Here is a 20,823-nt window from a genome sequence, read left to right on the forward strand (position 1 = left end):
CTCCATCACGTGGTGCGGGCGATGACTCCCCGGGCGTGCTCCCGGGCCCACTTCTCCGCCGCCAGGACGTCCTCGACGCAGGTGGGGGCGCCGAGGTCCGGCGCGGCGTCGAGCGTACGCGCGACGAGCTGGACGATCCCTGGGAACGAGAGGCGACCCGCCGTGAAGGCGGCCACCGCCTCCTCGTTCGCGGCGTTGTACATCGCCGGCACCACGCCCCCCGCCTCCCCCGCCGCGCGGGCCAGCCGCACGGCGGGGAACGCCTCGGAGTCCAGCGGCAGGAACTCCCAGGTGCTCGCGCATCCCCAGTCCAGGGCCGGCTGCACCTGCGCGAGCCGGTCGGGCCAGGCCAGCCCGAGGGCGATCGGGAGGCGCATGTCCGGCGGGCTGGCCTGCGCGATCGTCGCGCCGTCGGCGAAGGTGACCATCGAGTGGACGATCGACTGCGGGTGCACCACGACGTCGATGTCGGCGTAGGGGACGCCGAACAGCAGGTGCGCCTCGATCAGCTCGAGCCCCTTGTTGACCAGCGTCGCCGAGTTGATCGTGACGACCGGGCCCATGGCCCACGTCGGGTGCGCGAGCGCCTGCTCGACGGTGACGGTCTCGAGCTCGGCGGCGGACCGGCCGCGGAACGGCCCGCCGCTGGCGGTGAGCACCAGCCGGGCGACCTCCTCCCGCGCGCCCCCACGAAGGCACTGCGCCAGCGCCGAGTGCTCGGAGTCCACCGGCACCAGCTGGCCGGGAGCCGCCGCCGCGAGGACGAGCTCCCCTCCGGCGACCAGCGACTCCTTGTTCGCCAGCGCGACGGTGCGACCGGCCTCCAGCGCGGACAGCGTCGGGCCCAGCCCGATGGAGCCGGTGATGCCGTTGAGGACGACGTCGGCCGGGCGGGCGGCCAGCTCCTCGGCGGCGCGCGGGCCGGCCAGGATCTCCGGCAGCGCGAACTCGCCCTTCGACCAGCCGCGCTGCGAGGCGGCGGCGTAGAACGCCAGCTGCAGGTCCTGGGCGGCGGTGGCCCGGGCGACGGCGACGGTGCGCACGCCCAGAGCCAGCGCCTGCTCGGCGAGCCGCCCGACGTCCCCGCCCCCGGCCGCCAGGCCGGTGATCCGCAGCCGGTCGGGGTTCTGCTGGGCCACGTCGATCGCCTGCCGGCCGATGGAGCCGGTCGAGCCGAGGACGGTGACCTCACGGGGTGGACCGGCGGGTGCGCTCACGACGGCACCGGCTCGCTCCCGCGGGACGCTCCGCTCCTCACTCGTTCCTCGCTGCGATGCTCACGTCCCTGTCCGCTCACGCCCGCATCCTCCCCGACCCGCCGGGCCGGTCCACCTCGGAGGGTGTCCTGCTGGCACTCCTGCCAGAATGGTCGGGTGACCGAGGCATTCCACTCCCCGTCGACCCAGCGGGTCAACCAGCCCGGACGTGAAGAGGGCGTCGTCCGCGCCGGTGAGCACCCCGTCGAGCACGAGCAGCCCGAGGACTGGGGCTGGCACGGCGAGACCGGCAAGTGGGCCCAGATCGGTGGCTGGTTCAGCGTCGCGGTCATCCTGCTGTACACGGTCGGCAACCACGAGGGCCGCGTGGAGGACATCTACCTCGCCGTCTTCGCCGGCCTCATGGCGCTCGTCCTCATCTGGGACATCCGGCGCAAGAAGACCGCCTGGCGCCGCTGACGCGGACCGGCCCCCGCCCGCGCAGGCGGGGGCGTCAGGTGACGGCGACGCCGATCGCCGCGCCGATCAGGTAGGTCACGCCCGCTGCCGCGGCCCCGAACGCCAGCTGCCGGAGCCCGGCGAACCACCACGGCCGCGGGGTGAAGCGCGCGGACAGCGCGCCGGCGGCGAACAGCCCGACGGCTCCGCACAGCACGGCGACCCACAGCAGCGGGACGCCGAGGAAGTAGGGCACGAGCGGCAGCGCCGCCCCCGTGCCGAAGGTGAGGAACGAGGAGACCGCCGCCACCCGAGGCGAGGGCCGCTCCTCGGGGTTCACGCCGAGCTCGGCGAGGACGTGCAGGCGCAGGGCCATCTCCGGGTCCGCCGACAGCTGGACGGCGACCTGCCGGGCGAGGCGGGCATCGACGCCGCGCGCCTGCAGCATGTCGGTGAGCTCGGCCAGCTCACCCACGGGATTGCGCTCCAGCTCCCGGCGCTCCTTGGCCACCTCGAGGTCGAGCTGCTCGTTCTGCGTCTTCACCGACGTGTACTCGCCCAGCGCCATCGAGATCGCGCCGGCGACCAGGCTCGCCGTGCCGGCCAGCACGATCGCCCGCGGTGCCGCCCCGCCACCCCCGACGCCGGCGACCAGCGCGGTGTTGGTCACCAGGCCGTCCATGGCCCCGAACACCGCCGCGCGCAGCCAGCCGCCGGAGACGTCGGCGTGGGTGTGCTCGTGCGCCTCCGCGTCGGCCAGCTCGCCGGCGGTCACCCCTGGTCGGCCTCGGCGCCCAGCGGGACCGGGGGCTCGGCGGGCTCGACCGACGGGGTCGGGAGGGCGACGCTGGGCACTCCCACCTGGTCGGCGGCGGCCAGCTGCCCGCACGCGCCGTCGATGTCCTGGCCGCGGGTGTCGCGCACCGTCGTCGCCACCCCCGCCGCGCGGAGGCGGGCGACGAACTCCCGCTGCGCCGGCAGCGGGCTGGCGTCCCACCTGCTGCCCGGGGTGGGGTTGAGCGGGATGAGGTTGACGTGCGCGAGCTTGCCCGCGAGCAGCCGGCCGAGGAGGTCGGCGCGGAAGGGCTGGTCGTTGACGTCGCGGATCAGCGCGTACTCGATGGAGTAGCGGCGCCCGGTCTTCGTCGCGTAGGCGTCGGCGGCGTCGATGACCTCGCCGACCTTCCAGCGGGTGTTGATCGGCACGAGGGTGTCGCGCAGCTCGTCGTCGGGCGCGTGCAGGCTGACCGCGAGGGTGACGTTGCGCCCCTCCTCGGTGAGCCGGCGGATGGCGGGCACCAGACCGACCGTGGAGACGGTCACCGAGCGCTGCGAGAGGCCCAGCCCGAAGGGGGCCGGGGCCAGCAGGGCCTCGAGGGTCGCCCGGACGCGGGCGTAGTTGGCCAGCGGCTCCCCCATGCCCATGAAGACCACGTTGGACAGCCGGCCCGGCCCGCCCTCGATCTCGCCGTTCGCCATCGCCGAGGCGGCGGCGACCGCCTGGCCGATGATCTCGGCGGCGGAGAGGTTGCGGGTGAGCCCCTGCTGGCCGGTCGCGCAGAACGGGCAGGCCATGCCGCAGCCGGCCTGGCTGGAGATGCACACGGTGGCCCGGTCGGGATAGCGCATGAGGACGCTCTCCACGAGCGCCCCGTCGTGCAGCCGCCACAGGGTCTTGCGGGTGCGCCCGTCGTCGGCCGTCTGGTGCCGCACCACCGTGAGCAGCCCGGGGAGCAGCGCGTCGCGCAGTGTCTCGCGGGCGGCGGCCGGGATGTCGGTCATCAGTGCGGTGTCGGTGACGCCGCGGTAGAAGTGCCGGGCCAGCTGGTCGGCGCGGAACGCCGGCTGGCCCAGCTCCGCGACGGCAGCCCGGGCCTCCTCGCGGGTGAGATCGGCGAGGTGGCGAGGCGGCTTGCCGCGGCGGGGGGCGTCGAAGACCAGGGGGAGAGCAGTCATGGCACCGCCCATCGTCCCACTCCCCCGCTGCCCGGTCCCGGTCCGGAGACCGAACTCACGCCGGGAAGGCCGATCCCTGGCAGGGTCTGCAGGCATGAGCCGGCTGGACGACGTCGACCTGACCCTCACCCTGGACAAGAAGGAGGCCAAGAAGCAGCTGGCCGCCGCGCAGGAGCGACTGGTCCACCTCCGGCTCCTGCTGGGCGGGCAGATCGGCCCGGGTGAGCTCGGCCCGCCGCTGCTGGTGCTCTTCGAGGGCTGGGACGCCTCGGGCAAGGGCGGGGCGATCCAGCGGCTGGTCGGCGAGCTGGATTCCCGGCACGTGCGCGTGGCGCAGTTCGCCGCCCCCACCCGCGACGAGAAGCGGCACCACTTCCTGTGGCGGTTCTGGCCGGTGCTGCCCGGCTGGGGCGGCATGGCCGTGCTGGACCGGTCCTGGTACGGCCGGGTGCTCGTCGAGCGGGTGGAGGGCTTCGCCCCGGAGGAGGCCTGGCGCCGGGCCTACCAGGAGATCGTCGACCTGGAGACGACGCTGGCCGCCGAGGGCGCGGTGCTGGTCAAGTTCTGGATGCACGTCTCCCCCGAGGAGCAGCTGCGCCGCTTCGAGGCCCGTCGCGCCGACCCGTACAAGGCGTGGAAGCTCACCGAGGAGGACTGGCGCAATCGGGAGAAGCGCGGGGAGTACGAGGCGGCGGTCGAGGAGATGCTCGAGCGCACCGACACCCCCGTCGCGCCGTGGCACGTCGTCCCCGCCGACGACAAGCGGTGGGCGCGGGTCGCCGTCGTCCGCGCGGTCTGCGAGGCGGTGGAGGCGGCGCTGCACGCCCGCGGCATCGACCCCGACCCGGCCCTGGACCGATGAGTTCGCGGCGGAGCCGCCGTCTGCAAGGGCATGACCACCAGCATGTCGACGCGCACCCTCCAGGCGCCGGGAGCCGCCCTGGCCTATGACGTCCGCGGGCCGCTGCCGCCCGGCGACGGGCGCCCGCCGCTCCTCATGGTCGGCCAGCCGATGGACGCAGCAGGCTTCGGGACGCTGGCCTCTTTCTTCGAGGACCGGACCGTCGTCACCTACGACCCCCGCGGTCTGGGACGCAGCGCGCGCAGCGACGGGCGGACCGACCACGACCCGGTCCGGCAGGCCGAGGACCTGCACCTGCTCGTCGAGGCGATCGGCGCGCGGCCGGTCGAGGTCTTCGCCAGCAGCGGCGGCGCGGTCACCGCGCTGGCCTGGGTGGCCGCCCACCCCGGCGACGTGACCACCCTGGTGGCGCACGAGCCCCCGCTCGTGGGCGTCCTCCCCGACGCCGAGCAGGCCCTGGCGGCCACGCGGAAGGTGGATGCGGCGTACGCCGAGAAGGGGTGGGGCGCGGCGATGGCCGGGTTCCTCGCACTCACCTCGTGGCAGGGCGAGTTCACCGCGGACTTCACGCTCCCCGACCCCGCCGCCCTCGGACTGCCCACCGAGGACGACGGATCGCGCGACGACCCGCTGTTCTCCGGCGCGTCCGCCCCGGTCACGGCCTACCGCCCGGACGGAGCGGCACTGCGGAACGCGTCGACCCGGATCGTGATCGCCGCCGGGACCGAGTCGCGGGGGACGCTGACCTGGCGCACCTCCGAGGCCACCGCCGAGCTGCTCGGGACGCAGCTCGTGGTGTTCCCGAGCCACCACGGCGGCTTCCTGGGCGGCGAGCACGGCTACGCGGGCGAGCCGGAGTCGTTCGCGGCCCGACTGCGGGAGGTGCTCGCCGGCTAGCTGATCGCGGCGTGCTGGCGGACCCAGCTGTGCATGGCGATGCCGGCTGCCACGCCGGCGTTGATCGACCGGGTCGAGCCGAACTGGGCGATCGAGACGGTCGTGGTCGCCCCCGTGCGGGCCTCGTCCGTGAGCCCCGGACCCTCCTGGCCGAACAGGAGCACGCAGCGCTCAGGGAGCCGTGCGGTCTCGATCGGCACCGCGCCGGGGCCGTTGTCGACGGCGACCACGGCGAGCTCCCGCTCGGCGGCGAAGGCCAGCAGCCCGTCCACGTCGGCGTGGTGGCGCAGGTGCTGGTACCGGTCGGTGACCATCGCGCCGCGGCGGTTCCAGCGCCGCCGCCCGACGACGTGCACCTCCGCGGCGAGGAACGCGTTGGCGGTGCGCACGACCGTGCCGATGTTCAGGTCGTGGCCGAAGTTCTCGATCGCGACGTGGAACGGGTGCCGCCGTGCGTCGAGATCGGCGACGATCGCCTCGAGCGTCCAGTAGCGGTACCGGTCGACGACGTTGCGCCGGTCGCCGCCGGCGAGCAGCTCCGGGTCGTAGCGCGGGTCGTCCGGCCACGGCCCCGTCCACGGCCCGACGCCGACGCTCTCGCCCCATTCGGTGGGGCCGACCGCGGGATCGACGGTCACAGCCAGCCGATCCGGCCGCCGTGCGGCGCGGTGACGGCGAGGGCACGACCGTCGACCGACAGGACGAACGAGTCCGGGCGCGCGAGGTCGCGGGGGACGCCGGGGACGATGCCCGCGGCCTCCTGCGCGACCCAGCGCACGCCCAGCGAACGCACCAGGGCGGCGAACTCCTCGCGCCGGTCCCGCTCGAGGTACACGAGCACGGCGGTGTGGAAGACCACGGGCGTGCAGTCGGCCGGGAGCAGGTCCAGCGCCTCGCCGAGCCGGTCGACGAGGTCACCGGTCAGCACCGTCGCCGGCTCCCGGGCCGCGAGGGCGGCCGCCGCGTCCAGCCGCTCGAGCCGGGATGCCGCGTTCGGCCCGGGCCACACCAGGGCGCGCAGCCACGCCCGGTCGTCGGGATCGGACGGGTCGAGCGGGTTCTGGTCGATCCCGACCCGTCCGACCACCTCGGGCAGCCCCGCGGGCACCGGGACCGGCCCGGACGTCGTGCAGGTCAGGTGGACGGCGCTGCGGGGCCCGACCGGCCGGCCGTCGAACTCGTAGCTGTACCGGTCGGGGTACAGGCAGAGGCCCGCCGACGAGCCGACCTCGACGAGGCCGACCGGGCCCCTCAGGTCGCCGATCGCCGTAAGCACCGCTGCGCAGCGCGCGGGCTCGTTGGTCTGGGTGAACCGGGTACGCATCGTCTCGCGGATCCGGTCGCCGTCGTCGCGGATCACCGCGCGCAGCTCGTCCGCATCGGCCGGGGGTGCGCCGAGGAAGGCGATCGCGCCGAAGAGCAGCATGGGCTGCTGCTTGTCGGTCGGCAGGTCGAGCAGGAGATCGAGGGCGCGGTCGTCCTCGGCCACGGCCGCGGCGAGCTCCACGTACAGCGGGGAGCCCGCACCCGCCGCGGCCTCGGTGAAGCTGCGGAACTCCCGCGCGATGCGGGTCCGGTCGGCGTCGCCCATGCAGGCAGGATCGCAGGGTGCCTCCCGACCTCCTCGTGCACCTCGTCGAGCCGGCCACCTGGCGGGCCGCGCTGAGCGACGGGGTGCTGCGACCGCCCTCCCTGGAGTCGGTGGGGTTCGTCCACCTGTCGCCGCCCGACCAGGTGCACGTGCCCGCGCAGGCGCTGTTCCCCGGCCGCCGCGACCTGGTCCTGCTCGTCGTCGACCCCGCGCGGCTGCGCGACCCGGTGCGGTTCGAGCCGGGGCAGCCCGCCGATCCGGCCGGCCGGCTCTTCCCCCACCTGTACGGACCGCTGCCGACCCGCGCGGTGATCGCGGTGGTGCCCTACCGCCCGCCGGCACCGGTCGTGCTGCCGGCCCCGGACGACGCCCTCGGCCGGGCCCTGGCGCTGTACACCTCGCTGCCCCTCCGCCGGGCCGTGGGCATCGGGGACGTCCCGGGCGGCGTGGCGGTGCTGGACCCGGATCTCCCGCTCTCCCACGACAACAACCGGCTGCTGCTGACCGCGCCGGTCGACGCGGCGACCGTGGACGCCGCGGCGGAGGAGGTCGGCGGCAACGCCGGCTGGCCGCAGCGCGCCGCGCTGCTGGCGTGGCCGGACGCGGGCGCCGTGGCCGGGGAGCTGGCCGCCCGCGGGTGGCGCACCGAGGAGCTCGTGCTCATGGCCCGCCGCGGCGACCGGCCCGTGCGCGGCTCCGGCACACGCGCCGAGGTGGTCGACCAGCGGGAGGTCCACGACCTGTGGGCGCGCTCCTGGCGGCAGGGGCTGGCCTTCCTGGGCGACCGGCTGGACCCGGCGGTGGCGCAGCTCGTCGGCCGGGAGCGGCTGAACGACCGCGTGGTCGCCGTCACCGACGTCGTGGTCCGGGACGCCGGCCGCGTGGTGGCCGCCGGGCAGCTGCGGATCGACGGGGCGACGGCGGCGGTGGAGTCGGTGCTCACCGACCCCGCCGCCCGCGGCCGGGGGTACGGCGACGCGGTGCTGACCCGGATCCTGGAGCTGGCCGCGGATGCGGGGTGCGACCTCGTCGTGCTCGAGGCCGCCGCGGACGACTGGCCGCGGCACTGGTACGCCCGGCGCGGGTTCGAGGCGGTCGGTTCGACCTGGTCGGCGGACCGGCCGGCCTGACGATCAGGCCGGGGCGACGAGCGCCAGCAGCAGGTAGGCGGTGGCCGCCGACGGCAGCAGCGAGTCGAGCCGGTCCATGATCCCGCCGTGCCCGGGGAGCAAGTCGCCCATGTCCTTGATCCCGAGGTCGCGCTTGATCAGCGACTCGGCGAGGTCACCGACGGTCGACGACACCGCCAGCGCGGCACCGAACGCCAGCCCGCCCCACCAGGGGGCCTCCAGCGCGAACACGAGGATCGGCGTCGCCACCAGCATGCAGGCGAGCACCGACCCGGCCATGCCCTCCCACGACTTCTTGGGGCTGATCGACTTCGCCATCGCGTGCTTGCCGAACATGACCCCGGCCGCGTAGCCGCCGACGTCGCTGGCGATCACGGTGGTGATGAACGCGAGCACCCGGAAGGCCCCGTCCGCGGGGACGAGCAGCAGGACCGCGAAGCCGGCGAGGAAGGGCACGTAGAGCGCGGTGAGGATGCCGGCGGCGGCGTCCCTCCGGTAGCCCACCGGGCCGCCGGCCAGCCGCCACAGCAGGACGGCGACGGCGGTGAGGAAGAAACCGGTGATGAGTCCGGTGGGGCCACGGCTCCAGGCGAGCGCCTCCATGGCCAGCACCCCGACGAGCAGCGGCACCAGGGGGGCGTGGAACCCGCCCTTGGTCAGCGCACGGGTCAGCTCCACGACGGCGACCAGGATGGCGGCGACGAGCACGCCGAGGAACGCCGGGCGCCAGATCAGCAGCGACGCGATGATGACGGCGACCAGGCCGACCCCGACGCCGATCGCCGCCCGGAGGTTCCGCCCGGCCCGGCTCACCGGCTGCTCGGTCGTCGGCAGCTGGGCGACCTCCTGCGCCGGCGGCACCGCGGTGGCTCCGTGCGGGTCCGCCGGCGGCACGGCCGCCGTCCCCGCCGGCTCGTCGTCCACCGGCACCGGCGCCCGGGAGGGCAGCGGCGGGAGCGGGCGCGAGCCGGTCCGGTGCACCGGGCCGGTGTCGCCGTCCCCCCGGCCGGGTCGCGGTGCCCCGCCACCGGCGGGCGCTCGCTCGCCGGACCCGGGGGCTCCGCCACCGGGCCGAGCCGCTCCGCCACCGGGCCGAGCCGTACCACCGCCGGGCCGCGGGAACGGCTCGGCGGCCGCGTGCAGGGAGCCCGGACGGTCGGCGGAGGGAGAGGTCATGGCAGGTGGCCGCGCGGAGGTCAGACCTCGAGCAGCTCGGTCTCCTTGTTCTTCACCGCGTCGTCGATGCCGGCGGTGTGCTTGGCGGTGAGGTCGTCGAGCTCCTTCTCCGCGCGGCGGACCTCGTCCTCGCCGGCCTCGCCGTCCTTGACGATGCGGTCGAGCTCTTCCTTCGCGCGGCGCCGGATGTTGCGGATGGCGACCTTGGCGTCCTCACCCTTCGAACGGGCCATCTTGACCAGGTCGCGGCGGCGCTCCTCGGTCAGCTGCGGGAAGACCACGCGCAGCAGCTGACCGTCGTTGGTCGGGTTCACGCCCAGGTCGCTGTCGCGGATGGCCCGCTCGATCGCCTGCATCTGGCTGCTGTCGTAGGGCTTGATGACCGCCATGCGGGCCTCGGGCACGGTGATGGATGCCATCTGCGGCACCGGGGTGAAGGCGCCGTAGTAATCCACCACGATCTTGTTGAACATCGAGGGGGCCGCGCGCCCGGTGCGGACCGAGCCCAGGTCCTCCCGCGCCACCGAGAGCGCCTTGTCCATCCGCTCCTCGGCGTCGAGCAGGGTGTCGTCGATCACGGGTTGTCCCTCCTGCGGCCTGCCCCTCCGGATGGGGAGCTCGTCGGGCCGTCGTCCTCGTCGATGCCGATCGCGCCGGTCAGGCCGGCTGGCTGATCAGCGTGCCGATCCTCTCACCTGCCACCGCTCGCGCGATGTTGCCGTCCTCCAGCAGGTTGAACACCACGATGGGCATCCGGTTCTCCATCGAGAGGCTGATCGCGGTCGCGTCGGCGACCTTCAGCTCGTCGGCGAGGACGGTGGCGTAGTCCAGGTCCGTGTACATGGTGGCGGCCGGGTTGTGCCGCGGGTCGTCGTCGTAGACGCCGTCGACCCCGTTCTTCGCCATGAGCAGCACCTGGCAGCCGATCTCCAGGGCGCGCTGCGCGGCGACGGTGTCGGTGGAGAAGTACGGCATCCCGGCGCCGGCGCCGAAGATGACCAGGCGCCCCTTCTCCAGGTGCCGGACGGCCTTCCGCGGGATGTAGGGCTCGGCGACCTGCCCCATGGTGATCGCCGTCTGCACCCGGGTCTCCAGGCCGACCTGCTCGCAGAACGCCTGCAGGGCCAGCGCGTTCATGACCGTGCCGAGCATGCCCATGTAGTCGGCGTGCCGGCGGTCCATACCGGCCTGCGCCAGCTCCGCGCCGCGGAAGAAGTTGCCGCCGCCGACGACGATGGCCACCTGCGTCCCGCCGTGCACGACGTCGGCCAGCTGCTGGGCGATGCTGTGCACGATGCCCGAGTCGACGCCCACCTTCCCCCCGCCGAAAGCCTCACCGGACAGCTTCAGCAGCACCCGCTGGTAGCCGCTGCCTTCGGCCGGCTGGAACGCGCTGGGTGCGGACAAGGGGGTGGTCGTGTCGGTCAACGGGTCAACATCCCTGGGGTCGTGGCGGTGACTGCCGGTTCGGTGGATCCTGCCGCATCGCGCCGTCCGGCTCCTGCCGGAGGACGGGATGCGGGCTGCGCCGGACAGACGACCGGCCCCGTCCCACGGCGGGGAACGGGGCCGGTCATCAGTACCGGGGTGCGACTCAGGCCTGGCCGACCTCGAAGCGCGCGAAGCGCTCGACGGTCAGGCCGGCCTCGTCGACGATCTGCTTGACCGTGCGCTTGGGCTCGGTGATCGACGGCTGCTCGAGCAGGACGAAGTCCTTGTAGTAGGCGTTGACCCGACCCTCGACGATCTTGGTGATCGCCTGCTCGGGCTTGCCCTCCTCCTTGGCGGTCTGCTCGGCCACCCGGCGCTCGGTCTCGACCGCCTCGGCCGGGACCTCCTCGCGGGTGAGGTAGCGCGGCCGCGCGGCCGCGATGTGCATCGCCAGGCTGCGGGCGGCGTCCTCGCTGCCACCGGAGTACTGCACCGCGACGCCGATGGCCGGGGGCAGGTCGGTGGCGCGCTTGTGCAGGTAGACGGCGGTGCTGCCGTCGAAGGCGACGAAGCGCGAGAGGACCAGCTTCTCGCCGATGCGGGCGGACTCGCCCTCGACGAGCTTCTCGACGGTCTGGCCGTCGACCTCGGTGGCCAGCAGCGCGGCGGCGTCGGCCGGCGTGGACTGCAGGCCGATCTCGAGCAGCCGCTCGGCGAGCTTCATGAAGTCCGCGTTCTTGGCGACGAAGTCGGTCTCGCAGTCGAGCTCGAGCAGTGCGCCGTCGCGGCTGACGACGATGCCGTTGGTCGTCGATCGCTCGAGGCGCTTGCCGACGTCCTTGGCGCCCTTGACCCGGAGCAGCTCGATGGCCTTGTCGTACTCGCCGTCGGCCTCGGTCAGGGCCTTCTTGGCGTCCATCATGCCGGCGCCGGTGGCGTCGCGGAGACGCTTGACGTCGGCTGCGGTGAAGGCAGGCATGTCTCTTCCCTCTGGTCAGGTGGTGCGTGCTGTGGATCGGCCGCGCGGCGGCGCCGTCCCCCCGCCCTCAGCGGGGGGACGGCGCCGGACCGTCAGACGGCGTTGGGCTCCTTGCCACCGGTGGTGGCGGGGACGTCCTCGACCGGGGCGACCTCGCCCGCGGTGACGTCGGCCGGCTGCGCGGGGGTCTCGGGCAGCGGGGTGACGGTCGCGTCGTCCGCGGCCGGAGCGGCCTCGGCGGTGCCACCGGTGAGCAGCTCGCGCTCCCAGTCGGCCAGCGGCTCGCCGGCGGCCACGGCCGGCTCCCCGCCGTCCTCGCGGCCGGCGTTGGCCTGCGCGGCCGAGCGGGCCATGAGGCCCTCGGCGACGGCGTCGGCGATGACGCGGGTCAGCACGGCGATGCTGCGGATCGCGTCGTCGTTGCCCGGGATCTTGTAGTCGACCTCGTCGGGGTCGCAGTTGGTGTCGAGGATCGCGACCACCGGGATGTTCAGCTTGCGGGCCTCGCCGACGGCGATGTGCTCCTTCTTGGTGTCCACGATCCAGATGGCGCTGGGCACCTTCTTCATGTCGCGGATACCGCCGAGGGAGCGCTCGAGCTTGCCCTTCTCGCGGCTGAGGACCAGCTGCTCCTTCTTGGACAGGCTGACCAGCACGCCGGTCTGCTCCATGTCCTCGAGCTCCTTGAGGCGCTCGAGCCGCTTGTAGACGGTCTGGAAGTTGGTGAGCATGCCGCCCAGCCAGCGCTGGTTGACGTAGGGCATGCCGACGCGGGTGGCCTGCTCGGCGACGACCTCCTGCGCCTGGCGCTTGGTGCCGACGAAGAGGATCGACCCGCCGTGCGCGACCGTCTGCTTGACGAACTCGTAGGCGTTGTCGATGTACCCGAGCGTCTGCTGCAGGTCGATGATGTAGATGCCGTTGCGCTCGGTGAAGATGAAGCGCTTCATCTTCGGGTTCCAGCGACGGGTCTGGTGCCCGAAGTGGACGCCGCTGTCGAGCAGCTGCTTCATGCTGACGACTGCCATATCGCAGCCTCTCTGCTTCCGCGCGCGGCCGGAGCCGCGCGGATTCGGTTGTCGCGGGCACCGGGTGGCGCCCGCCCTGGCGTCCTGCGGCACCACTCCCCCGGCTGGGCCGGGACCGAGGTGGCGACTGCCCCGCCGATCGGCGGGAGAAGGACGCGCGAAGTCGACCCGTCGGACGGGCCGCACCGGACAGCATACGCGAGCGCCGGAGCGCGTTTCCCCAGCTGCCCGGGGGATCCACAGATGCCGCGGGCTCCTGCCGTCCCGCGCCGCTGGCGCCCAGGCTGGCGGCATGCGATCCGCGTCGGCCCTCGTCGTCACGGTCCTCGCGCTGAGCGCCCTCGGGCCGGCCGTGGCCCTGGCCGGCCCGGAGAACCGGGCGGCGGTGCAGACGCGTCCGGGCGGAGGCTGGTCGGCCCCGCTGCCCGGCGAGCTGACGGTGACCCGTCCGTTCGATCCGCCGCCGCACCGCTACGGGCCCGGACACCGTGGCGCCGACCTCGCCGGAGCGACGGGCGCCCCGGTGCTGGCGGCCGGTGACGGCGTCGTCGTGTTCGCCGGAATGGTGGCCGGCCGCCCGGTGGTGAGCGTGGACCATGCCGGCGGTCTGCGGACGACGTACGAGCCGGTGGAGCCGGCGGTCGGCGCGGGTGCCCTCGTCGCACGCGGCTCGCGGCTCGGCGTGCTGGCCGCCGGGCACGAGGGCTGCCCCGCGTCGGCCTGCCTGCACTGGGGGCTGCGCCGGGGCGAGGACTACCGGGACCCGCTCCTGCTGCTCGTGGTGCGGGTCCGGCTGCTGCCGTTCGGCGGCGACGCGCTCAGCCCGGCGACCGTCCGGTCCAGATCGTCCAGCGGTCGGCCTCCACCAGCGGCCCCTCGGGTAGCCGGTGGCGCAGCTGGTCGACCAGGTGGCCCAGCTCGTCGTCGCCGAGCTCGTGCAGGATCGAACGGCCGGTGCGCTGCCCGACCTCGGCGAGGTAGTCCTCGCGGTCGCGGTACCGGCGGCGGGTCTCCCAGAGCGACGTGCTGCCGATGTCGTCGAGCCCCGCCGCCCGGAACGCCTCGGCGACGGCGCTGCTGGTCGGCCGTCGGGCGACCTCGACCGCCAGGAGTCGGGGAAAGACCTCGAACAGCCAGCCGCGCGGGTGCGTCGGGGAGCCCGGGAGGGCGACGTCCTCGGGCGTGCGGTCCTGCACGAGGTACGTGCCACCAGGGCGGAGGAGTCGGGCCGCCTCACGCGCCACGGCGGTCAGGTCGGGCACGTGGTGCACCAGCGCACGGGCGAAGACGACGTCCGCGGCACCCGCCGGCAGGCCGGTCGCGGCCGCGTCACCCGGGTGGAACTCGACCCCGGGCAGGTCCCCGTGGGAGTCCCGCGCCGCATCGAGGATCGGCGCGCTCGAGTCCACCCCGACGACCCGGGCCGCGCCGAGGTCGTGCCAGGCCCGGGTGTAGGTGCCGCCGCCGCACCCGACGTCGACCACGACCGCGCCGGCCGGGTCGACCAGCCCCGGCATGGCGTGGGCCCACGAAGGGTCCGCGGTCCGCCCGGAGTAGGTGCGTCGGTTCGCGGCGTCGTGGAAGTCGATCGGCACGGAGCCCTTCCTACGTCGGGCCGGCGACCGCGGGAGCGGCCGGCTCCGGCTGCACCGCCCGGGTGACGACCCAGCGGTGCTTCCCGATCTGCCGGCTGCGCTCGAACCCGTGCGCCTCGAACAGGGACACCGTCCCGTTGTGCAGGAAGGAGGCCGAGACCTTCCGGGCGGCGGCGTCCTCCGGGTAGCTCTCGACCACTCCGCCACCGTGACGGGCGATCTCGTTCAGCGCACCGCCCAGCGCAGCGGCGGAGACGCCCCGCCGCCGGTGCCCGCGGTCGACGAAGAAGCAGGTGATCCGCCAGTCCGGCAGGGCTGCCAGTCCGTCGGTGTAGGCCCGCTGGTGCTTGATCCGGGGCAGCTCGTCCGTGCTGCCGAACTGGCACCACCCGACGCAGTCCGCGCCGTCGTACACCAGCGCGGCGTGCGCCTCGCCGCGCCACACGAGGGCTTCCTTGTCCCGCCGGTTCTCAGCGGGCCCCTTCGGGCCACCCGGACGGCGCGCGTGGAAGGCCATGCACCAGCAGCCACCCCAGACGCCGTCGTGCCGCTCGACGAGCCGCGCGAAATCGCCCCACGTGGCCCCGTCGAGAGCTTTCGTCGCCAGTGCGGTCATCTGCGCCCTCGATCCGGTTAGGCCGGTGCCGGGTCGCCGGGATCAGGCGATGTCGGCGAGCTTGGTGCGCAGGTGCAGCACGGCCTTGGTGTGCAGCTGGCAGATCCGGCTCTCGGTGACCCCGAGGACGCGGCCGATGTCGGCGAGCGTGAGGCCCTCGAAGTAGTAGAGGGACACCACGACCTTCTCCCGCTCGGGCAGCTGCTCGACGGCGCGGGCGAGCAACTGGCGGGCCTCGCCGTGCTCGGCCATCGCCTGGGGGTCCAGCGCGGTGGGGTCCTGGAGGGTGTCACCGAGCCGCGGCGAGCCGCCGTCGTCGTCGGTGAGCAGCTCGTCGAGGGCGACGACGTTGACCAGGGACAGCTGACCGAGGAACTTGCGGATGTCCTCGACGTCCATGTCCATGGCGGCGGCGACCTCTTCGTCGCTCGGCGTCCGGTGCAGCTTGCTCTCCAGCTCGGCGACGGCACGCTCGAAGGCGCGCGCCTTGACCCGCACCGACCGCGGGATCCAGTCGGTGTTGCGCAGCTCGTCGATGATCGCGCCGCGGATCCGGGCCATCGCGTAGCTCTCGAACTTGACCTCCCGGGTCGGCTCGTAGCGCGTGATCGCGTCGATCAGCCCGAAGGTGCCGTAGGAGATCAGGTCCGCCTGCTCGACGTGCGCGGGCAGACCGCTGCCCACCCGGCCGGCGACGTACTTCACCAAGGGCGCGTAGTGCAGGATCAGCCGGTCGCGCAGGGCCGCGTCCCGGCCGTCGACGTACCGCCGCCACAGGTCGGCCAGCAGGGCGTCGGCGTCCTCACCGGACTCGTCGATCCGGCGGATGGTTGCCTCAGACACGGTCGCGCTCCTCGGTGGTGCTGCAGGGGCCCCGTCCGTGGGCCCGCCTGGTGATGACTTCCGCCGTCCGCGCACTACCCGGCCGCCGGGCCTCAGGCACGTGGATGCGCCTGGGCATGGACGGCACGGAGCCGTTCGACCGTCACGTGCGTGTAGATCTGCGTCGTCGCGAGGCTAGCGTGGCCGAGCAACTCCTGGACGGAACGCAGGTCCGCGCCGCCCTCGAGCACGTGGGTGGCGGCGGAGTGCCGCAGCCCGTGCGGACCGATGTCCGGCGCGCCCGGCACGCCCGCCGTCGCGGCGTGCACGGTGCGCCGGGCCTCCCGGGCGTCGAGCCGCCGCCCGCGCAGCCCGAGCAGCAGGGCCGGGCCGGAGTCGGGCGTCGCCAGGACCGGGCGGCCGCGGGTCAGCCAGGCGCCCAGCGCCCGCTCGGCGGGCACCCCGTAGGGGACGCTGCGCTCCTTGCGGCCCTTGCCCAGGACGCGCAGCAGCCGGCGGCCGCGGTCCACGTCGTCGACGTCGAGCCCGACGAGCTCGCTCACGCGGATGCCGCTGGCGTACAGCAGCTCCAGGACGACGGCGTCGCGCAGCTGCACCGGCTCGTCGGCGCCGGCGGCGGTCTCGACCAGCGCGCGGGCCTGGTCGGGAGCGAGCACGTCCGGCAACGTGCGGTGGGCCTTGGGGCTCACCAGCCGCTGGCCGACGTCCTCGGGGGTCAGGGCGGCGCGGTGCAGCCACGCGGTGAAGGAGCGGGCGGCCGAGGCGTGCCGGGCGGTGGTCGACCGGCCGTGGCCGCGCGTGCGCCCCTGCGCCAGCCAGCTGCGCAGGGTGGCCAGGTCGAGCTCGTGGGGCTGGGTGCCGCTGCGCCGGGCCAGGTGGTCCAGCAGCCGGGCGACGTCACCGACGTAGCCGCGCACCGTGTTCCCCGAGAGGTCCCGCTGGGCGCTCAGGTGCTCCTCGTACCCGGCGAGCGCCTCGGCCAGCGCCGGGGGCAGCCCGGCGCGGACCTCGGCGGTGCTGGGGGTGGCCACGGGGGCACGGTCCGTCGGCGTCCGCCGCCGGTCAAGGCGCCGCGCCGTGCGGCTTCGGGGGCGGGGCCAGCCGCCAGCCGGTGCCGGTCCACTGCACGAGGTCGGCGAGCTCGAGCGACGGCAGCACCCGCAGCACGTCGAGGACGGTGCAGCCGGCGGTGCTCGCCAGCCGTTCGGCACTCACCCCGATCCGCACCGGGCAGGCGTCAAGGACGCGGGCCGCCAGCTCCGGGAGCTCGTCGCGCGGGGAGGTCGGCCGCTCGGGCGGCGGGGCGAGATCGGTGCCGATGCCACCGACGGCCTCGATGACGTGCGCCGCCGAGGCGACCAGCACCGCACCGCCCGCGGAGTCGCGGAGCAGCTCGTGGCAGCCGACCGACAGGGCGCTCGTGACGGGGCCGGGGACCACCATCAGCGCCCGGCCGAGATCGCGGGCGCGGTTCGCCGTCGCCTGGGCGCCGGAGCGCGCGGCCGCCTCCACGACCACCGTGCCGCGGGTCAGGGCGGCGATCAGCCGGTTGCGGACCAGGAAGCGGTGCCGCAGCGGGGCGCACCCCGGTGGCCACTCGCTCACCAGCATCCCGGTCTCGGCGATCCGCGCGAGGAGCGCGCTGTTCGCCGCCGGGTAGACCCGGTCCACCCCGCAGGCCAGGACGGCGATCGTCGGGGCCTCGGCGGCGAGCGCACCGCGGTGGGCGGCGGCGTCGATGCCGAACGCTCCGCCCGACACCACGGTCCAGCCGCGCTCGCCGAGCTGGTGGCCGAGCTCGGCGGCGACGTGCTCGCCGTAGGCGGTCGAGGCGCGGGAACCGACGACGGCCACCGATCGATCGACGAGGAGGTCGAGCCGGCCGGCTCCGCGGACCCACAGCCCGATGGGCGGCACGAGTGCCCTGGTGCGATCTGACTGGTCGCGGTGGGCGAGCGGCTCGTCGGCCACGGCGACGGTCAGGGCGTGCAGCGGGTACGCCGGCCACTCGGGATCCTCCGGGACCACGAAGCGGGCGCCGCAGCGCTCGGCGCGGGTGAGGTCGGCCAGGGTGGCGTCCTGCCGCGCCCGGGCCCCGACCAGCCCGCGGATCCGCTCCGGCGCCGTCCCGGCCCGCACCCGCCGGACCGCCTCGACCGGCCCCACGTCCTCGACGTAGCGGTGCACGTCGACGGTGCCCGGCTCGACCGCCCGGCTCAGCCACACCCGCGCCCGCCGCACCCCGGGGTGCACGACCCCTGGCACCGGGACGGCCGTGCGCGCGTCCTCCAGGTCCTCGTCGAGGCTCATGCCGCGCTCCGCTGCGGGCCCATGCCGATGGCCTCTGAGACGTCGTCGGCGGTCCGCACCGTCCAGCCCGCGAGGTCGGCCATCGTCCGGACCACCCGGAGCACGGCTTGGCAGAGGTCGAGGCGAGGCGACTCCACCTTCCGGCGGCTCACTACGGTCGCAGCGTGGGCATCTTCTCCAGGTGGCGGACCCGGGCCCGCTTCTACGGCACCTGCCCTGCCTGCAGTCATGACTGGCGTGAACACCCGGGCGGCGTCTTCGAACCGGACGCGACTACCTGCGGTGAGTGCGACTACGAGATCGGACACGAACAGCGAGAACCGGACAGCGGCCCGCCTTGTCGACAGCGAGCTCCGGCCCCACCCTTCGGGTAGGGCGATGGACACGCGCTCAACCGAGCGCCAGCTCGTCCGTGCGCCCGTGTGCCGGCTCATGCCGCGCTCCGCTGCAGGCGCATGCCGAGGGCCTCGGCGACCTCATCGGGACCGGGAACCGTGCGCCCTCCCAAGTCGCTCAACGTCCAGGCGACCCGGAGGACAACGGTCTGGCGAAACTGGTCGCGCGTGGGCCGCCAACGCCGGGAAGGGCGGACGGCCCGACCCCTCACGGGGAGACGCGGGGGCCGGTTCCCCTCAGCGTCGGACCGAGCCGTCCGCACGGAGGAAGCTAGGTCACGCGCCACCCCGCCGCACTCGGCTTTCATGCCGCCACCCGCTGCAGGCGCATGCCGAGCGCCTCGGCGACGTCGTCGGCGGTCGGCACCGTCCGGCCCGCGAGGTCGGCCATCGTCCAGGCCACGCGCTGCACCCGGTCGAAGCCGCGCACCGACAACCCACCGCGTTCCAGGGCACGCTCGGCCAGCCGGAGCGACGGGCGCGGAACGGCGAACCGCTCGCGGAGCATGCGCCCGGGCACCTGGCTGTTGAGCGCCAGCCCCGTGCCGGCGAGCCGCTCCGCGGCGACCGCGCGGGCCCGGGCCACCCGGCCGGCGACGACCTCGGTCGACTCCGGTGCCTCCAGCCCGTCGAGCCAGGCGGCACGCGTGACCGGCGGGAGATCCACGCGCAGGTCCACCCGATCGAGCAACGGGCCGGACAGCCGGGACTGGTAGCGCCGCCGCTCCAGCGGGCTGCACGTGCAGGCGGTGTCACCGGCGGCACTGGCGCACGGGCACGGGTTGGCCGCCAGCACCAGCTGCGCGCGGCACGGGAAGGTCGCCGACCCCGATGCCCGCTGGATGGTCACCTGCCCCCGCTCGAGCGGCTGGCGGAGGGTGTCGAGCACCGCGCGCGGGAACTCCGGCGCCTCGTCCATGAACAGCACGCCGCGGTGCGCCCGGCACAGGGCGCCCGGTCGGATCTGGCCGGAGCCGCCACCGATCAGCGCCGCCATGGTCGCCGAGTGGTGCGGCGCCTCGAACGTGGGCCGGGTGACCAGCGGCGCCTCCGGCGGCAGCGTGCCGGCGATCGAGTGGATCGCCGTCACCTCCAGCGCGGCCTGCTCGTCAAGGGCCGGGAGCAGGCCGGGCAGCCGCTCGGCGAGCATCGTCTTGCCCGCACCGGGCGGGCCGGTCAGGAACAGGTGGTGCCCTCCGGCCGCCGCCACCTCGACCGCGCGCCGCCCGGCCGCCTGCCCGACCACGTCACCGAGGTCCGGCACCGGTGGGTCGGCGGGTAGCGGACCGCGTTCGTACGGGGTCAGGGGCGCTGAGCCCTTCAGGTGCTCGACCAGCCGGCCGAGGCTCTCCACGGGGAGGACCTCGACCCGCTCGACCAGGGCCGCCTCGGCCGCGTTGGCCAGGGGGACGACGACCTGGCGGTGCCCGGCCCGGGCGGCGGCGAGGACGGCAGGGAGGACGCCGCGGATGCCGCGCACCGACCCGTCCAGCCCCAGCTCACCGAGCAGCACCAGGTGCTCCACCGCCCGGCGGCGGACCGTGCCCGCGGCCGCCAGCACCGCAGCGGCCAGCGCCAGGTCGAAGCCGCTGCCCTGCTTGGGCATGGCGGCCGGCGACAGCCCGATGGTGATCCGCCGGGCCGGGAACTCGCCTCCGGCGTTGGCGACCGCCGCCCGCACCCGGTCCACCGACTGCCGCACCACGGCGTCGGGCAGGCCGACCAGCACGACCCCGGGCAGCCCCGCGGCGATGTCCACCTCGACCTCGACCATCGCCCCCTGGACACCGGCGAGCCCGACCGACCAGGTGCGCGCCAGCGTCACGAGAACGCCGCCGGCAGGTGGGTGACGACGGCCGGCCGCTCGGGGCGCACCAGGACGCCCACGACGTCGAACCGCACCTCGGGCGCGTGCTCGTCGTGCTCGGCGAGCCACCGCTGCGCGAGCACCCGCAGCCGGCGCTGCTTGACCGGGGTGACCGCCTCGACGGGCCGGCCGTAGCCCGTGCCCCGCCGGGTCTTGACCTCGCAGAAGACCAGCGCGTCCCCGTCGCGGGCGACGAGGTCGAGCTCGCCCTCGCGGCACCGCCAGTTGCGGTCGAGGACCCGCAGGCCGGCATCGGTCAAGTAGGCGACGGCGATGCGTTCACCGCGGGCGCCGAGATCAGTCGTGGGAGGCACTCCCCGACCGTGCCGCGCGGCCGCGGCGGGACCCAGCGCCGGCGACGATCTGTGGACAGCGCCGGGCCTGTGGACGGGCTAGGTGTAGTAGTTCATGACGTTGCTCACACGCCGCCGAGGTCGTCGAAGATCGACATCTGATCCGTGGTGACCTCCGGCAGGTCTGGCGTCTGAGCCT

22 protein-coding genes and 1 pseudogene are annotated in these 20,823 nt (G+C 74.8%); 5 read left to right on the forward strand and 18 right to left on the reverse strand.

The window, feature by feature from the left end:
• Positions 1–5 precede the first annotated feature (5 nt).
• Positions 6–1,217: a 1-deoxy-D-xylulose-5-phosphate reductoisomerase gene (gene dxr, locus BD833_RS20590; RefSeq protein WP_166535032.1), complete on the reverse strand. Its 1,212-nt coding sequence runs from the start codon at positions 1,215–1,217 to the stop codon at positions 6–8.
• A gap of 156 nt (positions 1,218–1,373) precedes the next feature.
• On the opposite strand from dxr, the gene BD833_RS20595 reads away from it, so the two are divergent.
• Positions 1,374–1,676, forward strand: coding sequence for a DUF2631 domain-containing protein (locus tag BD833_RS20595; RefSeq protein WP_166535033.1), 303 nt, complete (start codon positions 1,374–1,376; stop codon positions 1,674–1,676).
• 34 nt (positions 1,677–1,710) lie between these two features.
• Here BD833_RS20595 and BD833_RS20600 read toward each other — a convergent pair whose 3' ends face one another.
• Positions 1,711–2,430 (reverse strand): VIT1/CCC1 transporter family protein, encoded by a 720-nt coding sequence (locus BD833_RS20600; RefSeq protein WP_166535034.1) that lies wholly within the window; start codon positions 2,428–2,430, stop codon positions 1,711–1,713.
• On the reverse strand, positions 2,427–3,611 hold the full coding sequence (rlmN, locus tag BD833_RS20605; RefSeq protein ID WP_166535035.1) for a dual-specificity RNA methyltransferase RlmN: 1,185 nt from the start codon (positions 3,609–3,611) through the stop codon (positions 2,427–2,429). The genes BD833_RS20600 and rlmN overlap by 4 nt, the downstream gene beginning before the upstream one ends.
• Positions 3,612–3,705: 94 nt before the next feature.
• On the opposite strand from rlmN, the gene BD833_RS20610 reads away from it, so the two are divergent.
• Both BD833_RS20610 and BD833_RS20615 read left to right on the forward strand, forming a co-directional pair.
• Entirely contained in the window at positions 3,706–4,473 is a 768-nt protein-coding gene (locus BD833_RS20610; protein WP_166535036.1) for a polyphosphate kinase 2 family protein, read from the forward strand.
• 30 nt (positions 4,474–4,503) lie between these two features.
• Positions 4,504–5,370, forward strand: coding sequence for an alpha/beta fold hydrolase (locus tag BD833_RS20615; protein ID WP_243737855.1), 867 nt, complete (start codon positions 4,504–4,506; stop codon positions 5,368–5,370).
• Here BD833_RS20615 and BD833_RS20620 read toward each other — a convergent pair.
• Positions 5,367–6,008: a TrmH family RNA methyltransferase gene (locus BD833_RS20620; protein WP_208092797.1), complete on the reverse strand. Its 642-nt coding sequence runs from the start codon at positions 6,006–6,008 to the stop codon at positions 5,367–5,369. The genes BD833_RS20615 and BD833_RS20620 overlap by 4 nt on opposite strands.
• Complete coding sequence (locus tag BD833_RS20625; RefSeq protein WP_166535037.1) at positions 6,005–6,961, reverse strand: DUF2332 domain-containing protein; 957 nt, start codon at positions 6,959–6,961, stop codon at positions 6,005–6,007. The genes BD833_RS20620 and BD833_RS20625 overlap by 4 nt, the downstream gene beginning before the upstream one ends.
• A 17-nt stretch (positions 6,962–6,978) precedes the next feature.
• On the opposite strand from BD833_RS20625, the gene BD833_RS20630 reads away from it, so the two are divergent.
• The gene (locus BD833_RS20630) at positions 6,979–8,091 is read left to right on the forward strand and encodes a GNAT family N-acetyltransferase (protein WP_166535038.1); all 1,113 of its coding nucleotides are present in this window, start codon (positions 6,979–6,981) and stop codon (positions 8,089–8,091) included.
• A 3-nt stretch (positions 8,092–8,094) separates the two neighbouring features.
• On the opposite strand, the gene BD833_RS20635 is transcribed toward BD833_RS20630, so the two are convergent.
• From BD833_RS20635 to rpsB, 5 genes are all read right to left on the reverse strand, one after another.
• Positions 8,095–9,072, reverse strand: a complete 978-nt coding sequence (locus BD833_RS20635) for a phosphatidate cytidylyltransferase (RefSeq protein ID WP_243737856.1) — start codon at positions 9,070–9,072, stop codon at positions 8,095–8,097.
• 215 nt (positions 9,073–9,287) lie between these two features.
• On the reverse strand, positions 9,288–9,845 hold the full coding sequence (frr, locus tag BD833_RS20640) for a ribosome recycling factor (RefSeq protein WP_166535040.1): 558 nt from the start codon (positions 9,843–9,845) through the stop codon (positions 9,288–9,290).
• A gap of 79 nt (positions 9,846–9,924) precedes the next feature.
• Complete coding sequence (pyrH, locus tag BD833_RS20645) at positions 9,925–10,674, reverse strand: UMP kinase (RefSeq protein WP_166535041.1); 750 nt, start codon at positions 10,672–10,674, stop codon at positions 9,925–9,927.
• A 187-nt stretch (positions 10,675–10,861) separates the two neighbouring features.
• Positions 10,862–11,677: a translation elongation factor Ts gene (gene tsf / locus BD833_RS20650; protein ID WP_166535042.1), complete on the reverse strand. Its 816-nt coding sequence runs from the start codon at positions 11,675–11,677 to the stop codon at positions 10,862–10,864.
• A 92-nt stretch (positions 11,678–11,769) separates the two neighbouring features.
• Entirely contained in the window at positions 11,770–12,705 is a 936-nt protein-coding gene (gene rpsB, locus BD833_RS20655; protein ID WP_166535043.1) for a 30S ribosomal protein S2, read from the reverse strand.
• Between the two features lie 292 nt (positions 12,706–12,997).
• On the opposite strand from rpsB, the pseudogene BD833_RS22795 reads away from it, so the two are divergent.
• Positions 12,998–13,459, forward strand: a pseudogene (locus tag BD833_RS22795) (murein hydrolase activator EnvC family protein); the annotation flags it as partial.
• Between the two features lie 64 nt (positions 13,460–13,523).
• Here the strand turns inward: BD833_RS22795 and BD833_RS20665 are convergent.
• The 8 genes from BD833_RS20665 to BD833_RS20700 form a co-directional block, all read right to left on the reverse strand.
• Positions 13,524–14,300 carry a class I SAM-dependent methyltransferase gene (locus BD833_RS20665; RefSeq protein ID WP_166535044.1) on the reverse strand — a complete coding sequence of 259 codons (777 nt, stop codon included), beginning with the start codon at positions 14,298–14,300 and terminating at the stop codon, positions 13,524–13,526.
• Between the two features lie 10 nt (positions 14,301–14,310).
• Positions 14,311–14,916: a GNAT family protein gene (locus tag BD833_RS20670; RefSeq protein ID WP_166535045.1), complete on the reverse strand. Its 606-nt coding sequence runs from the start codon at positions 14,914–14,916 to the stop codon at positions 14,311–14,313.
• Positions 14,917–14,958: 42 nt separating this feature from the next.
• Complete coding sequence (whiG, locus tag BD833_RS20675) at positions 14,959–15,759, reverse strand: RNA polymerase sigma factor WhiG (protein ID WP_166535046.1); 801 nt, start codon at positions 15,757–15,759, stop codon at positions 14,959–14,961.
• A 92-nt stretch (positions 15,760–15,851) separates the two neighbouring features.
• Positions 15,852–16,790, reverse strand: coding sequence for a tyrosine recombinase XerC (locus tag BD833_RS20680; protein ID WP_208092798.1), 939 nt, complete (start codon positions 16,788–16,790; stop codon positions 15,852–15,854).
• A gap of 31 nt (positions 16,791–16,821) precedes the next feature.
• A complete protein-coding gene (dprA, locus tag BD833_RS20685) occupies positions 16,822–18,069 on the reverse strand; it encodes a DNA-processing protein DprA (protein ID WP_166535047.1) in 1,248 nt (415 codons plus the stop codon).
• Positions 18,066–18,221, reverse strand: a complete 156-nt coding sequence (locus BD833_RS20690) for a hypothetical protein (RefSeq protein ID WP_166535048.1) — start codon at positions 18,219–18,221, stop codon at positions 18,066–18,068. The genes dprA and BD833_RS20690 overlap by 4 nt, the downstream gene beginning before the upstream one ends.
• Positions 18,222–18,768: 547 nt before the next feature.
• Positions 18,769–20,289 (reverse strand): YifB family Mg chelatase-like AAA ATPase, encoded by a 1,521-nt coding sequence (locus tag BD833_RS20695; protein WP_166535049.1) that lies wholly within the window; start codon positions 20,287–20,289, stop codon positions 18,769–18,771.
• Entirely contained in the window at positions 20,286–20,645 is a 360-nt protein-coding gene (locus tag BD833_RS20700) for a YraN family protein (RefSeq protein ID WP_166535050.1), read from the reverse strand. The genes BD833_RS20695 and BD833_RS20700 overlap by 4 nt, the downstream gene beginning before the upstream one ends.
• Positions 20,646–20,823 lie beyond the last annotated feature (178 nt).

Origin of the sequence: Blastococcus xanthinilyticus (genome assembly GCF_008124835.1) — a bacterium.
Classification (GTDB): Bacteria; Actinomycetota; Actinomycetes; order Mycobacteriales; family Geodermatophilaceae; genus Blastococcus; species Blastococcus xanthinilyticus.

What these genes read in the sequence shown, in the direction of transcription:
- rlmN (WP_166535035.1), bottom strand. Translation starts at nt 3,611, where the DNA reads ATGACTGCTCTCCCCCTGGTCTTCGACGCCCCCCGCCGCGGCAAGCCG.
- BD833_RS20610 (WP_166535036.1), top strand. Translation starts at nt 3,706, where the DNA reads ATGAGCCGGCTGGACGACGTCGACCTGACCCTCACCCTGGACAAGAAG.
- BD833_RS20615 (WP_243737855.1), top strand. Translation starts at nt 4,504, where the DNA reads ATGACCACCAGCATGTCGACGCGCACCCTCCAGGCGCCGGGAGCCGCC.
- BD833_RS20625 (WP_166535037.1), bottom strand. Translation starts at nt 6,961, where the DNA reads ATGGGCGACGCCGACCGGACCCGCATCGCGCGGGAGTTCCGCAGCTTC.
- tsf (WP_166535042.1), bottom strand. Translation starts at nt 11,677, where the DNA reads ATGCCTGCCTTCACCGCAGCCGACGTCAAGCGTCTCCGCGACGCCACC.
- rpsB (WP_166535043.1), bottom strand. Translation starts at nt 12,705, where the DNA reads ATGGCAGTCGTCAGCATGAAGCAGCTGCTCGACAGCGGCGTCCACTTC.
- BD833_RS20670 (WP_166535045.1), bottom strand. Translation starts at nt 14,916, where the DNA reads ATGACCGCACTGGCGACGAAAGCTCTCGACGGGGCCACGTGGGGCGAT.
- dprA (WP_166535047.1), bottom strand. Translation starts at nt 18,069, where the DNA reads ATGAGCCTCGACGAGGACCTGGAGGACGCGCGCACGGCCGTCCCGGTG.